This window comes from Moorena sp. SIO3I8 (assembly GCF_010692325.1).
GTDB lineage: Bacteria > Cyanobacteriota > Cyanobacteriia > Cyanobacteriales > Coleofasciculaceae > Moorena.
Map to the genome: position 1 here is coordinate 1 of NZ_JAAHHW010000149.1, position 15,229 is coordinate 15,229.

Consider the following 15,229-nt stretch of genomic DNA (forward strand, 5'->3'; position numbering starts at 1 on the left):
CATTACGACTAATTCCTTCCAGTTTTTCTCTCTGGTCTGAAGTTAGAAAAACCATTACCCGACGACCTCTTCCCATATTATCCAGTTTGTTTTCTGTCTATTACACTATTTTAAGCTTGCCACGCCACTACATTCTATTACTATTGCTAGCATGCCTATTGCCTATTGCCTGCTCCCTGCTCCCTGCTCCCTGCTCCCTACCCTATAACTCATCCAACTCAGCATAATCCGGCAACGTAGTATCAATTGGCTTACCCTGGTGCAAGATAATTCGGTCATGTTGGGGACGGGACAAAAGTTCACTGAAATGGCGTCCTTTAAACAAAATCAAATCTGCCGGGAGTCCCACCCCAATCCTACCCATCTCGGGTAAACCCATTAAATCAGCCGCTGTCTTGGTTACGGCACAGGGCCAATCACCGATGGGCATATCTAAATGGGCAATCCGTACCGCTTGGGTAAAGACTTCTAATACATCATGGTCCCCAAATCCATAAAAGGGGTCTCGACAATTATCACTAGCTAATGTTACCGGAATACCCTGTTGTTTAATTTCATGGACCCTGGTGACTCCCCGCCAGGACGGTGTACAGTTAGCCTGTCGATCCTGTAGATAAAGATTGCACATGGGTAAGCTAACAATAGCAATTCCTGCTGCTTTGACCAACTTGAGAGTTTCCGCAACCTCCTCTAAGGGTTGCACTGCCAAACTACAACAGTGACCACAAAGAATTTTTCCGGTAAACTGATGACGAATAGCAGCTTTGGCAATCTGTCGTAAGCAATGGGAATCGGGATTACCATTTTCATCAGCATGGAAATCTAGGTTGAGGTTTCTCTCCTTAGCTAGGGAGAAGACCGTATCGAGTTGAGCATCCAGGTCTTGGTTGCTATAGGCTACTGCCCCAAGTATGCCTCCGATTTCAGCAATTGTGTCGGCTAAGGTAATGGCAGCGGCGGGAGTTTGATAGTAATCTAGAGTAACTAGAGACACTGCTTGTAGGGTAATTCTGTCAAGCCATTCTTTCTGGAGGGTTTGGAAAACGCCTAGGCTAATCGCACTTTGTTCTCCAACCCAGTCAATGTGGGTGCGGATAGCTTTAGTGCCATGAGCATAGCTACATTTGAGTCCAAATTCCATGCGCCGATATAAATCTTCCCCTTGCCAATAGGTTTCGGCATCAGCATCTCCGGTCAGACAGGCACTATTAAAGGTACCATCAGGATTGGGAGACCGTTCCCAAATATGACCTTTATCCAGATGGGTGTGTATATCTAGAAAACAGGGCCATACTTGTCCTTGCTTGAGATTTATACTGGGGATGTAACTAGGTATGTTACTGGTATCTGTACTAGCTTCAACACTGTTTGCGTTCCCGTAGCGGCTCTTTTCGAGTTTAGCCTTTTGCTGCCCTTTGGGAACAATCGCCTTTGGCACTATCGCAGCAATGGCTCCCTGATTAATTTCAATATCAACTAAGCACAAACCCTGCTCGTTGCGATGGTAAATGTTGCTGTTTTCCAGTAGGCAACATGGTACGTAGGCATTTTTGAGCCAGTATCGTTCGGCTTTGGGAATCATTAGGGAGTCGGGAGTCGGGAGTCGGGAGTCGGGAGTCGGGAGTCGGGAGTGGCCTATGGAAAAATTGAATGTACCTCATAAGTATCATAAACAGTATCATAAACGCGCAGTCGATCATCAAACCCAATCCTGATTTCTGATCACACCAAGAAATCCTCTGCTGTTCTAATCTTCCTTGATCCGAAGTTCCCGATTCCCGATTCCCAATTCTAAATTCTAAATTCTAAATTCTAAATTCTAAATTCTAAATTCTAAATTCTAACTTCTAACTTCTAACTTACCGATTCCCCATCTCCCCATCTCCCCATCTCCCCATCTCCCCATCTTCCCATCTTCCCACACTTAGAGCCTCTAACCAGGCTTCAGTAGCTTCGGCATTTAAAGGTTTAGAAAACCAATACCCCTGTCCATATTGACAACGCCAATCACAAAGCTGTCCCCATTGCTTTTCAGTTTCTACTCCCTCTGCTACTACATGTATACCAAGGTCGTTTGCCAACTTTACCATCCACCGCAATATTTCCCCATGTTTGTGATCATCACTCATGCCTTTGACAAAAGAGCGGTCAATTTTCAATATATCAATGGGTAAATTTGGCAAGTAACTCAAGGCAGAATAGCCAGTCCCAAAATCATCAATGCACAACTGAATCTCTCGCTGTTTGAGTTTCTCCAACAGAACCACTGCAGTGGTTTCCAGCAGTACACTTTCTGTGATCTCCAGTTTCAAACTCTTGGCATCGAGACCAGAATCCCACAAAATTGTGTCGATTTTACTGATTAGATCTGGTTGGGATAATTGTAAGCTAGAGACGTTAACGCTGATGGTTAAATCTCGATATTGGGCAAACTGTTGTTGCCACTGCCACATTTGTTGGCAAGCCTCCCGTAGTACCCACCAACCCAGTGGCACAATCAGCTTTGTTTCTTCTGCCACCGGAATAAATTCTGCTGGCAACAGCAGTCCCCGTTCGGGATGCTCCCAGCGCACCAGTGCCTCAAAGCCAGCCAGCTTATGGGTTTCAAGAGACACAATCGGCTGGTAATAAAGCCGCAATTCTTGGCGCTTAATACCCAAGCGTAAACTATCTTCTAACTGCAACCGCTCTGCACTCCGGGTGCGCATGGCAGGGGTAAATAGCTGATAGCCAGTGTTACTTTCCATTTTGGCTCGATAAAGAGCTAGACTGGCGTTGTCAAGAAGAGCAGAGGGTTGGTAATCATCCCTGTCATTGCTAGCAATTCCAATATTGGCACTCATAAAGATCTCATGGTCATCAATCGAAAAAGGCGATCGCAGGCTAGCGCAAATCTGTTCTGCTACCAAGGTAGCTTCACTGACATCGTTAATGTCTTGGAGCAAGACCGCTAATTCATCTTCTGACCACCGCGCCACTGTATAGTTAACGGTATAGTTAACGGTATAGTTAACGGTAGAATTCAGGGTATAAGTCAAGCGAGAATCAAAAGCCTTTAGCAATTTTGATCCCACTTGCCGTCCCATACTAAACTGAATGACTTTGAAACGTTCCAAAGCCACCAATAAGACGGCGAATCGATAACCCTTATACCACTTTGACCTCTGGATTACTTGCCTCAACCGTCTCCTAAAACTATCTGGGTTAAGCCAGGGAATCAGGAGGTCATTAAAGGCAGAATCCTGAAACCTTTCTACAGGTTGCTGATCTGGCTGATCATTGTTAATTCTAGCGAACACCTACTTTCTCTATCACCCTGAATTAGCCCAATTGAGTTACTCATTGATAATTGAGCCAAAAAGGAAACCCGAAAGGCAAAAGCTGTGGTATAGTAAACGTTTTGCCATATTCTTTAAGCTCAATTGTGTTAATGGTTGTTAACGATGAACATCCTTCCTGATGGTTTGACTCAGCAAATCAATAACGCTGTTTGGCATCATCCTAAGTTGCGGTTATACCGTTTAAATCAGAGGTGGGACTGTTGAATGTGGACTGAATGTGGACGATAAACAAGCAACGGTCAACTCTCGAAAACCAAACTTCAATACAACGCTAGCCACCGTGGACTACTACCATGGATCAGTTATGGAACATCTTAGTTAACCATTAGTTAACCAGGTATAACAAAATAGAGCATGGAGTAGGGGTAAATCCCATGCCCTATTGTTGGATGCCCACAATTACGAGGTAGTTTTAACTGTTACCGATACTTTTTAGCTACCAAAGTCTACCAAGATAGACTTTGGCCCGCCAATGCAAGATGCTTTCACATCCAGGGGGTATCTCCCAAAGCTCTGACGGAATATCCCGCGAGCGCCATAGAAATGTCAAAAAAGTGGTTCCACCGTAGGTCGAGAGCGCAACTATTAAACCCTTGGTTTTCGGCTTTAATTTAAGTTACATAATAATCCCTGTCGGTGTTACCCTAATTTAAGTCTAACAAATAATAAGAGTTTTTGGTAGACTCTGTGACATTTTTTCTAGCTGTTTACTAACCCTTTAACCCGTATAGGTAGTTTTTAGATGGCTTAATTGCGTAAGCCTGGTTGACTAGGGAAGCTGATCCCCCTTGAAGTAGGTAGCCAGCGATCAATAAGCGATCGCTGACTTGGCGTTAACCCTAAAGGACGATTTGCGATCCCTATCCTTAAGGTAAATCGGCAATTTGGCTTTGTCTGTGAGAAAAAGTAATAAATAATTCTAATTGATTACATAATAAAAAGTAATGAGTTTTGAAGAAGCATTGGCGATAGTGGATACGGTCATCAAACCCGAACGCTTAAACGCAGTTCAAGAACTGGTGCTCCGCCAATGTTGGTCAGGACAAACTTATCAAGAGATTGCTGAGGGGTCCGGTTACGACGCCGATTACATTCGGGTGGTTGGCTCCCGGTTGTGGCATATCCTCTCAGAGGTTTTTGGAGAGAAGATCACAAAAAATAACATTCGTTCTGTTCTTAGGGACCGATTACGAGAGGTCGAGCTTGAGCAGTTGCCAGAGGTCGAGCTGGAATTACCTACAGAGATGGAATTACCTAGAGGTGTGGTGCCTCTGAATTCCTCATTGTATATCGAGCGTCCCCCCAATGACTCTTTATGTTACGAAACAGTGTTGCAGCCAGGGGCATTAATCCGAATTAAAGCCCCTAGACAGATGGGTAAAACCTCGCTGATGGTGAGGATTCTTGATCACGCTAGAGCATCTGGCTTCCGCACAGTTGCTCTGAGCTTGCAGCAAGCCGATGCCAATGTGTTCACCGATTTAGAGCGATTTTTACAATGGTTCTGTGCCACAGTCACTCGTAGCCTAGAATTACCGAATCGACTGACTGATTATTGGGATGATATCTTTGGCAGCAGTGGAAATACCACAGATTACTTCGAGAAGTATCTATTAAAAGAAATAGATACACCGGTGGTATTGGCCTTAGATGAGGTCAACCTGTTGTTTAATTACCCTGCCATTGCCACGGATTTTTTGGGTTTGTTGCGAGCTTGGTATGAGAAAGCCAAATACGGTGTAACCGGTAGCACAATTTGGCAAAAATTGCGCTTAGTTATTATACATTCTACTGATATTTATATTACGTTACATATCCACCAATCCCCCTTTAATGTGGGATTATCTATTGAATTGCCAGAGTTTACTAAGGCCCAAGTGCAAGAATTAGCCCGTCGCCACGGAATCGATTGGGGTAGTGATGATTCCAGCTTCGATCACATATCATTAATTATGGCTAAAGTAGGAGGAAATCCTTGTCTTTTAAGAGTAGCATTATATCATCTTAGGCGCGGTGACGTTACCTTTGAGGAGTTATTGAATTCAGCAGCAACTGAATCGGGAATTTATCATGATGACCTTCGACGACAATGGTGGAATCTACAACAATATCCACAACTGGTAGTAGCCTATCGAAAAGTGGTTATGTCATCCCAGCCAGTGGAATTAGAGCAAAAGCTAGCCTTTAAGTTGCAAAGTTTAGGATTAGTACAGCTCCACAAACAGGGGGCTGTGCCTAGTTGTGATTTGTATCGTCAGTACTTTAGTACTCACTTGGGGTAAAACCCATTGATGCCTGTAAATCATGAAAAAGCACAACTATCAAGTTGGCGGAAGTTTACCCCCTGATACCCTCTGCTATGTGCGCCGTAGAGCAGATCAGGATTTGTATAAGGCTCTGATAGCGGGGGAGTTTTGTTATGTCCTTACCTCCAGGCAAATGGGTAAGTCTTCTTTGAGGGTGCAAACTACTCACCGATTACAAAGAATAGGCATCCACTGTGGAATCGTTGATTTGACGGAAATTGGTACCCAAGATTTGACAGCAGACCAGTGGTATGCTAGTGTGGTACGCTGTCTGGTGAGCAGCTTCAACCTCCAGGTCAATTTACGAGCTTGGTGGCGTTCACACTCTTATCTATCCCCAGTGAAGCGTCTTAGTGATTTTATTGAGGAGGTGCTACTGGCAGAGGTTGAGGGAAATTTGGTAATCTTTATTGATGAAATCGATAGCATTCTGGGTTTATCGTTCCCGATTGAAGATTTTTTTGCCCTAATCCGAGCTTGCTACAACAAGCGCACAGAAAACCAAGCCTACCAACGCCTCAGTTTTGTTTTGTTAGGGGTAGCCACTCCCTCGGATTTGATTGTAGATAAGCAACGGACTCCGTTTAATATCGGAAGGGGGATTGAGTTATGTGGATTTACTCTGGAAGAATCCGAAACTCTAGGGCTAGGATTGAGCGGAAGGGTTAGCAATCCTAAAGCCTTACTTAGGGAAATCTTAGCGTTTACGGGAGGACAACCTTTACTGACCCAAAAGCTATGTCAGCTGATTCTAGAGGATACAGAGAATGGTACTGTCAATCCCACATCTCTTGAGTCCCTTGTGGATAGGCGGATTATTAACAACTGGGAAGTCCAAGATAAACCAGAGCATCTCAGGACCATACGCGATCGCATTCTCAGCAATGAGCAACGGGCTGGGCGGTTATTAGGACTTTATCAGCAAATTCTGCAACAGGGGGCAGTAGCAGCAGATGACAGTTGGGAACAAATGGAATTGCTACTGTCGGGATTAGTGGTCAAGAGTCAGGGCAAGGTTAAGGTTCGCAACCCCATTTATGCGGCTGTTTTCAACTGTGATTGGGTCAGCAAGCAACTATCAAATCTTCGTCCCTATGGCACAAGTCTAAGAGATTGGTTCAATAGTGATTGTCAAGATGAATCGAGACTATTGCGAGGTCAAGCCTTACTCGATGCTTTAGCTTGGGCAGATTCCCGTAGCCTGAGTGACCAAGATTATCAGTTCTTATCGGCTAGCCAAGCTTTGGATAAACGGGAGGCTCAACGGGCTGAAGCCGCACGAACTAAAGCGGTGGCAATACAATTGACCAAAGAAAAGGAAATTTCCCGACTGCAAAAGCTGCTGCTGGCTACAGTGAGCACAGGATTTATAGTGTCGGCTAGTTTAAGACTGATGGCTTTCCTGGAGTACGAAAAAGCTGTCATTAACGAAATTAATGCGATCGCTAAATCCTCTGAAGTCTTCTATGCCTCCAATCACAAGTTGGATGCCTTGATCTACGCCATCAAGGCTTGGAACAAACTGCAACAGTTAGCTGGAGCAAAGGCAGATACCCAGACTCAAGTTGAGAAAATGCTCTGGCGAATCATGTATGAGATTAAGGAGTACAATCGCTTGTCAGGACATCGGGGTGCGGTTTACGACCTGGTTTTTAGCCCAGATGGTGAGATGATTGCCTCGGCTAGCGGTGACAACACTGTCAAAATTTGGCAGCGGGACGGCAAGCTGGTAAACACCCTAGAAGGTCATGGCTCCCAAGTTAAGGGAGTGGCATTTAGCCCAGATGGTGAGATGATTGCCTCGGCTAGTGCCGACAACACTGTCAAAATTTGGACAACAGAGGGCATCTTGCTAAACACCTTCACTAACTATAGTGCTGGGTTTGAAGCAGTAGCCTTCAGCCCGGATGGTAAGCTAATCGCCTCCGCTAGTGAAGACAACACTGTCAAACTTTTGACCATAGAGGGCAAGTTACACAAACTCCTGACAGGGCATAGTGCAGGAGTTGAAGGAATAGCGTTTAGCCCCGATGGTGAGATTATTGCTTCTGCTTCTGAAGACAATACTGTAAAACTCTGGACAAAAAAGGGTAGGTTGCTTAGAACCTTAACAGGCCATGAGAGTGGAGTTGAAGGAGTAGCGTTTAGCCCCGATGGTGAGATCATAGCTTCTGCCTCTGAAGACAATACTGTCAAACTCTGGAGAAAAGAGGGTAGCTTCCTTAAAACCTTAACAGGACATAGGGACGAAGTTTATGCAGTTGCTTTTAGTCCCGATGGTAAGCTAATTGCCTCGGCTAGTGAGGATAATACCATTAAACTCTGGACAAAAGAGGGCAGGTTGCTCACTATCTTAGAAGGTCATCGGGATGAGGTACAGGGAGTAGCATTCAGCCCTGATGGTGAGATAATTGCTTCGGCTAGTGAGGACAGTACGATTAAGCTTTGGAAACAGAACAGTACCTTGTACACAACCCTTACTGGTCATTGCAGTGGGGTTAGGGCAGTGGCATTCAGCCCCGATGGTAAGCTGATTGCTTGCGCAAGTAGCGACAACACTGTCAAACTCTGGCAACCAGACGGCACCTTGCAATCGACTCTGATTAATAATAGCGCTATAGTTAGGGGAGTAGCATTTAGTCCCGATGGTGACATTATTGCTTCCGCAAGTAGTGACAAGAGAGTGAAACTCTCGGATCAAGATGGCACCTTGCTAGGTACTTTGAACAACCATTCCGCTGGGGTTGAGGGAGTAGCGTTCAGTCCCGATGGTCAGATAATTGCTTCAGCCTCTGAAGATAAAACCATTAAACTGTGGCAGCGGGATGGTACGTTGCTAAGCACCCTAAAAGGTCATACCAATGAGGTGGAGGGAGTAGCGTTTAGTCCCAATGGTAAGATAATTGCTTCAGCCTCTGAAGATGAAACCATTAAACTGTGGAAGATAGATAGTACCTGTACAGAGGAAGCAAAACCGAGTAAGAACAGCAATTTACTACCGGAATGCTGGAGCGATAGTCTGTATACTCTCACAGGTCATGAGGATGAGGTGAAAACAGTGGCAATTAGCCCTGATGGTAAGCGGATTGCTTCCGGTAGTGAGGATAAGACAGTGAAAGTCTGGAAAGGAGACAGTGAAGACTGGTATCTGACAAAACCAAAACTGCTACATACCCTGACAGGACACAGTGACCGGATTACGGGAGTGACCTTCAGCCCCGATGGCACAATGATCGCTTCTGCCAGTGCTGAGAAGACGGTGAAACTTTGGCAGCGGGATGGTACCTTGCTGACTACCCTCACAGCACATCAAGATGAGGTGGAGGGAATTGCCTTCAGCCAAGATGGGGAAATTCTAGCCTCTGCTAGTGCTGATAGTAAGATAATTTTGTGGAATGTGGATCAAGTCCTGGATCTTGATCAAGTCCTAACCTATAGTTGTGATTGGGTCCAGGATTATTTGATAACAAATGCTGAGCTAGAAAAAAGCGATCGCACTCTTTGTGATCGGATTAAGGAATTGAAAAGGGAGTAGGGAGTAGGGAGTCGGGAGTAGGGAGTCGGGAGCAGGGAGCAGGGAGCAGGTAAGAGGCAAAAGGCATGCATGCAAGAGGCAAGAGGCAAGAGGTGAAAAATATTGTGTACCTCATAGCTATGATAAACGCTATAATTATAACTTATCTAAATAATTAAACTTATATCATTTCAGGATAATTATCCTTAATAAAAATCTCCCCATCTCCCCATCTCCCCATCTCCCCATCTCCCCATCTCCCCATCTCCCCACTCCCTATTTTAATGATGAACAAAATTCCCATCCTCCAACCTGGTAAATCTTATACGTTTAGAAGTTATTTTGAAATGGTGGTTGAGCCAGAAGACATTCTGGCTGAATTTGGCTATATTTTGAAACGAAGCTCTTTGAATTTAGAACAGTCTACGACAAAAATAGACCGACTTTATAGTCTCAAATCCAGAATTGAAGAAAGCTTACCCTATGTTAGTTTAACCAGTGAAGCAGCTCGACGGGAATTACTAATCGCTCCTATTTTACTTGATTTAATCCACTATACTCAAGCCCAGCTAAGAATCGAATATCCCCTCACTGTTACAGAATACTTAAAAGGTTATCTAGACTATTATCTTTATACCGATAGTAAACTGCTGGTCATAGAAGCCAAAAATGCTAATCTCCAAAGAGGCTTTACCCAACTTGCTGTAGAATTAATTGCCCTCGATCTATGGAGTGACGGTGACCAATTGATTTTACAGGGTGCTGTTTCTACAGGGGATATCTGGCAATTTGGGCTTTTGCACCGAGAGCATAAACAAGTTACTCAAGACCTGAATCTTTACCGTGTTCCAGCTGATTTAGAAGAATTGTTCCGAATTTTGGTAGCTGTTCTTGGTGATAGAGATGCGGGCAGGGAATAGGGCATAGGGAGTAGGGAGTAGGGAGTAGGGAGTAGGGAGTAGGGAGTAGGGAGTAGGGAGTAGGGAGTAGGGAGTAGGGAGTAGGGGGAGAAAGATTTTGTCTGGATATTGTAAGTATATAAAATTATCCGGATTTGATATAAAGTAAGATATTTTTAACTATCAATAATCAATTATTTTAAATATTTTTTTGTTTTTTATACAGTTATATAGATATTTTATATGTTATGGTGCAACAATAATATACAATGGATATATAGCCTTGATAAATATATTATAAAAACCAATGCTTATTTAGCATTAAAAAAAAATGGAATATTTTGACTACTGTTCCCTGTTCCCTGTCCCCTGTTTACTTGTTATCTTAATCCTAGGTTTACATCTCAAATCAAAATGCTATACAATATTGCTGGTATGGAATTTTACTGATGACAAACGTGGCTATTTTAACAGAATCTGACCCATTTTCGCTAATACAGCATCCCATAAAAAAAGAAAGACCGTTAGCATCTCCTGTGCTGAAATGGGCAGGTGGAAGTGCGACTCGTTGAGCTGAAACCCACGCCAGTGGGGGGATAGCTCGAATAGCAATAGCTATTTAACTGTGTGTTACATGTAGGTTCAAATCCTACAACCTAGATGTCAGGTTACTCCATATTCCTAGGCTCCGAGACTGAATATCAACGGGTCGAGTGCAAGGAATAAAAGCGGTGTCAATTCTAAGTCATCCATGAGCCAAACCGCAAGGGAGACCGAAAGGATAAGACAACGAACTGGTGATTGACGCATCGTCAGCCCAAGATTCAGGACAAGATGACTCATGTCCCATATCGAATTAGAGACCATGGGTGAACAAGTCTTTCCGCGCTGGTTCAGACATCCCCCGTCTAACAGACAGTCTCTCGGTGTATAGCCAGTATCCAACCCGGTCAGACAATGGACACACGGAACGAGGTAATCAAGATAATTGCTCCTGTAAAAAAGGTAGGTATTCAACCGCAAGGGTTATCTTGACGAGACGATATCAGAAGCCAATGCCCTGGGGAAAGCCCAGGGATATGCTGACAGATATCCCTGAGACAACAAGAGTAGAACACGAGTAGCAGTTATGTCCAATACACACGAACCCGTGATGGTGGAATCGAATAACTGGAACTCTCTCAACTGGAAAACCATTGAGAGAGCAGTGTTCAAGCTGCAAAAGCGTATCTACAAAGCCTCCCAAAATGGGGACAAAGCCAAAGTTAGAAAGCTACAAAAACTACTTGCCAAATCAAAATCAGCGAAACTGCTAGCCATAAGGAAAGTAACTCAAGATAACAGAGGTAAAAGAACCGCCGGAATTGATGGGAAGAAGAGTCTTGACCCATCTGAAAGGTTAGCGCTTGCCAGATACCTAGAGTTGGACGGTAAGGCCAATCCTGTAAGAAGGATAATGATTCCTAAACCCGGAAAGAAGGAAAAAAGACCTCTAGGAATCCCAAATATGGAAGACAGAGCGAAACAGGCATTAGCCAAAATAGCTCTAGAACCAGAGTGGGAAGCCAAATTTGAGACAAATTCTTACGGATTCAGACCTGGGAGAAGCACAAAGGACGCAATAGCGGCCATATACTCAGATATCAACAAACAGGATTATTACGTCCTAGATGCTGATCTAGAAAAGTGCTTTGACCGTATAGACCATCAAAAACTGTTGGACAAAGTGGATACATATCCACAAATGCGAAGACAGTTAAAGGCTTGGTTGAAAGCAGGAGCCGTTGGAAAAGATGGGTTCATCAACACACCAGCAGGTACACCTCAAGGAGGAGTAATCTCGCCATTATTGGCAAATATCGCATTGCACGGTATCACCCAATTAATGAAAGAGGAATTTCCCCTAAGGTATATCACTAAAGCGTTAGGAAAAAAGTACAACCTACCCAGTGGGAGAACTCTAAGAACTCCCATAGTCCACAGATATGCAGATGATTTCATTATCCTGCACCAAAGTAAAGAGGTTGTACTGGAAGCCAAAGAGGCAATTCAAGAATGGCTAAAAGAAATTGGACTGAACTTAAAGGAATCTAAAACCTCAATAGCACACACCCTAGGAAAGGAAGGGACTTTGACAGGTTTTGACTACCTTGGGTTCAACATCCGACAATATGAGGTCAATGAGGTTAATAGCCGGAAGGATAGGACGGGTAAGAAATTAGGGTATAAAACACTAATCAAACCCAGTAAGGAATCCATAAATAGGCATATGGATGACCTGAAAATAACTATCAGAAAGCACAGAAACTCTGACCAAGCCACATTAATAGGAGACCTAAACGCTAAAATAACTGGATGGGCAAACCAATACAACTCAGTGGTTAGCTCCAGAATATTTGGACAAACTGACTATAAGCTATTCCACAAACTAGAAAGATGGGCTAAATATAGGTCTCCAAACATTGGAGCCAAAGAAGCCATGTCCAACTATTGGTGGATAGACAAAGGGGAAGGATGGACATTCAAAACCCCTGATGGAACAGCTACCTTGGTGAAACATAAAGACACCAAAATAAAAAGGGTAGTTAGACTAATAGGTCACAAATCCATATATGACGGAGACTGGCTATATTGGGCTGAAAGGCTTGCCAAATACCATGGGGTAAAACCCACAGTAAACAAACTGCTGAAAAAGCAGAAGGGAAGATGCGGTCTGTGCAATCAAAGGTTTAAGGCCGATGATATTTTTGAAGTAGACCACATCATCCCCCAAAGAGCAGGCGGTAGTAATAAGCTAGACAACAAACAGCTAGTCCATGCTCACTGTCACCATACCAAAACTCGGGAACAGAGAACAATATATCCCCACTTTGGAGAGCAATAACAATGTTGCCAGGAGGAGCCGGATGATTGGGAACAGTCATGTCCGGTTCTGGAGGAGAGTTCTAGGGGGGAACCCCTAGTTCGACTCTAATAAACTCAGCTTCTGCCACAACTTCGAGAGAGATACTCACCAAAGCTACGAAAAGGAACTCTGACGACTTATATCGAGCCCTTCGTGGGAGGAGGTGCAGTTTTTTTCGATATTGTCAACAGTTTCGATATCCATAAAGCTTATCTATTCGATACCAATCCTGAGCTGATTATCCTTTATAAAGTTATCCAACAGGATGTTGAATCCCTGATTACAGAACTGTTAAAGCTTAGTAATACATACCTGCCCAAAGATGATCAACGTCGGAAAGCATTATACTACGAATATCGTAACCAATATAACACTTTTAATAAACAAATAGATGCTAACTCTTACGCTCGCAATTGGATCAAGCGGGCTGCCATAACCGTTTTTCTGAATAAAACCTGCTTTAACGGTCTGTATCGGGTCAATAGCAAAGGAGAATTTAATGTGCCAGTGGGACGATACAAAAATCCTAAAATTCTGAATGCCAATAATCTGCGAGCTGTCTCCAAGCTATTCCAAATTGCTGAAATAGAACAAAGGGACTTTAGTCAAGTTCTGGAATATGCTGATCATAGCACCTTTATTTACTATGATCCTCCCTATCGTCCTATCAGCAAAACCTCCAATTTCAATTCCTATCATTCCCTGGAATTTGATGATAATGAGCAGCGTCGTTTACGGGATGTGTTTGTGAAAGCTGATCAAGCAGGAGCCAATCAAATGCTCAGCAATTCCGATCCAACTAACTATGTTAATGATTTGTTTTTTGATGAGTTATATCAAGGGTTTACTATTGAGCGAATATTGGCATCTCGTAGAATAAATTCAAAAGGAAATAGCAGAGGAGAAATTAGGGAAATTATTGTTACTAACTATTGACTGATTGTTGAAGTCTGGAGTCGGGATTTGGGAGCAGGTAGTAGACAATAGGTAACAATGCTAAAAATTAATTATTATCGCTTTAATTGCATGCTTATGATAGCAGGGTAGGAGGTAAAAATCAGATCAGGGTAATAGGATTTTACGTTTTTTATTATAACTGAATAATATCCAATTTAAAGGCCAAACAGCTTACGTTTTTTATTAAAAATACTTATGATGAATTTAATCATATATAAACTCTATCATCATTAGACACGCGGTTGTTTGTCAAGTACAACTTATACCAAAGTAGAGGCGATTACCCTGATTATTGCGTTTAAAGTGAACGGATTTGTGAATCATCCCAAAAATATCAAAGGGTGCATCTCATATTTTTAAAAAAGAAGGAAAGTTTGGAACCCGGGCGGTGGAGTTTTATTATAATTGTTCCCTAATTTAAAAAGTGAGATGTACCCCATCTCAAACCTAGTGATAGACTGGCTTTACAATTTGTGGAGAAGTCTATTAGCAATTACCAATTAGCAATTACCAATTATCTTTAGTTTACTTGAGCTGTGACATTTGCTTGTCTAACACAGCTAATTTTGAGCGAAGTAGAGGATTGTCCTGTACTGCAAGGATTCGACAGATGCGATCGCGCATCTTTTCGTGGTGTCTGAGAGTAGTGTTAGCGTCTGCTTGTAAGCCATAGTGCCGCTCTTTAATTTCTGCCTCTGGCAAGCAGAAGAACCCTGCTCCATCCGTTCGTTGAATGCTGCCTTCAAACAGGTCAAAAATTCGTGTGTTGCTAGTGATGGAGCTGTTAGGGTTTTCGCCTCCGTATACATGAAGGCTCAAAAAGGCGGATTGTCCGGGGTTGCCCATCTGGTGAATCATATTGTCAGCTACCGCCTTTACCTGTGCTGAGCTAAACTCCAGCCGCTTCTGGGTTTGCAGCACTCCATCTGTTAAGGTATACATGTAGTCTTCCGCCTCGCCAAAACACTGTACTGCTCCCCATTGGCTTGCGCCGTGGTCATGAATCGTGGTGTAGTCTCCTGGAGCCCAAGACAATACCATAATTTCAAAGGAACCGCCGTGGTAAATTAGCTTTCGACCGTAGCTGTCGGTGATGGGATGATCAAAGTCAGCCCATCCCATCAAGTCTTCCGGTGAGATGCGTGCATCCAAAATGCACTCACGAGCAATTGTCGGTACCCAGGGCTATTTCATTCTAAATATAAACAAGATATGGTATAATTGAGCGCAAATTTAGTCTAATCCATCTACTCTTGTGTCTCAAATCGCAATTATAGAAGCCTTTGCAGAGCTCGAAGACCCTCGTC

General features: G+C 43.4%; 11 protein-coding genes. 6 read left to right on the plus strand and 5 right to left on the minus strand.

Going from position 1 to position 15,229, the window contains the following annotated elements; translation table 11 throughout:
- Positions 1-227, plus strand: a 227-nt coding sequence (locus tag F6K51_RS31910) for a hypothetical protein (protein ID WP_293028327.1), incomplete at its 5' end; no start/stop codon positions are given.
- Here F6K51_RS31910 and F6K51_RS31915 read toward each other — a convergent pair.
- From F6K51_RS31915 to F6K51_RS31925, 3 genes are all read right to left on the minus strand, one after another.
- On the minus strand, positions 203-1,486 hold the full coding sequence (locus F6K51_RS31915) for a cytosine deaminase (protein WP_293028330.1): 1,284 nt from the start codon (positions 1,484-1,486) through the stop codon (positions 203-205). The genes F6K51_RS31910 and F6K51_RS31915 overlap by 25 nt on opposite strands.
- On the minus strand, positions 1,473-1,661 hold the full coding sequence (locus F6K51_RS31920) for a hypothetical protein (RefSeq protein WP_293028333.1): 189 nt from the start codon (positions 1,659-1,661) through the stop codon (positions 1,473-1,475). Before F6K51_RS31920 ends, F6K51_RS31915 begins: the two co-directional genes overlap by 14 nt.
- Before the next feature lie 198 nt (positions 1,662-1,859).
- Positions 1,860-3,299, minus strand: a complete 1,440-nt coding sequence (locus F6K51_RS31925) for a bifunctional diguanylate cyclase/phosphodiesterase (RefSeq protein ID WP_293028336.1) — start codon at positions 3,297-3,299, stop codon at positions 1,860-1,862.
- Positions 3,300-4,285: 986 nt separating this feature from the next.
- Here F6K51_RS31925 and F6K51_RS31930 point away from each other — a divergent pair.
- Together F6K51_RS31930 and F6K51_RS31935 are read left to right on the plus strand one after the other, a co-directional pair.
- Positions 4,286-5,623: an AAA-like domain-containing protein gene (locus F6K51_RS31930; protein WP_293028339.1), complete on the plus strand. Its 1,338-nt coding sequence runs from the start codon at positions 4,286-4,288 to the stop codon at positions 5,621-5,623.
- A 22-nt stretch (positions 5,624-5,645) separates the two neighbouring features.
- Positions 5,646-9,182, plus strand: a complete 3,537-nt coding sequence (locus tag F6K51_RS31935) for an AAA-like domain-containing protein (protein WP_293028342.1) — start codon at positions 5,646-5,648, stop codon at positions 9,180-9,182.
- On the opposite strand, the gene F6K51_RS31940 is transcribed toward F6K51_RS31935, so the two are convergent.
- On the minus strand, positions 9,160-9,297 hold the full coding sequence (locus tag F6K51_RS31940; protein ID WP_293028345.1) for a hypothetical protein: 138 nt from the start codon (positions 9,295-9,297) through the stop codon (positions 9,160-9,162). The two genes, F6K51_RS31935 and F6K51_RS31940, sit on opposite strands and share 23 nt — an antisense overlap.
- A 148-nt stretch (positions 9,298-9,445) precedes the next feature.
- Here F6K51_RS31940 and F6K51_RS31945 point away from each other — a divergent pair, with 148 nt between their 5' ends.
- From F6K51_RS31945 to F6K51_RS31955, 3 genes are all read left to right on the plus strand, one after another.
- The gene (locus tag F6K51_RS31945; RefSeq protein WP_365940429.1) at positions 9,446-10,081 is read left to right on the plus strand and encodes a hypothetical protein; all 636 of its coding nucleotides are present in this window, start codon (positions 9,446-9,448) and stop codon (positions 10,079-10,081) included.
- A gap of 1,108 nt (positions 10,082-11,189) precedes the next feature.
- Positions 11,190-12,944, plus strand: coding sequence for a group II intron reverse transcriptase/maturase (gene ltrA, locus F6K51_RS31950; RefSeq protein WP_293028348.1), 1,755 nt, complete (start codon positions 11,190-11,192; stop codon positions 12,942-12,944).
- 102 nt (positions 12,945-13,046) lie between these two features.
- A complete protein-coding gene (locus F6K51_RS31955) occupies positions 13,047-13,901 on the plus strand; it encodes a Dam family site-specific DNA-(adenine-N6)-methyltransferase (RefSeq protein WP_293028357.1) in 855 nt (284 codons plus the stop codon).
- A gap of 546 nt (positions 13,902-14,447) precedes the next feature.
- Here the strand turns inward: F6K51_RS31955 and F6K51_RS31960 are convergent.
- Positions 14,448-15,074, minus strand: coding sequence for a cysteine dioxygenase family protein (locus F6K51_RS31960; RefSeq protein ID WP_293028351.1), 627 nt, complete (start codon positions 15,072-15,074; stop codon positions 14,448-14,450).
- Between the last annotated feature and the right edge of the window lie 155 nt (positions 15,075-15,229).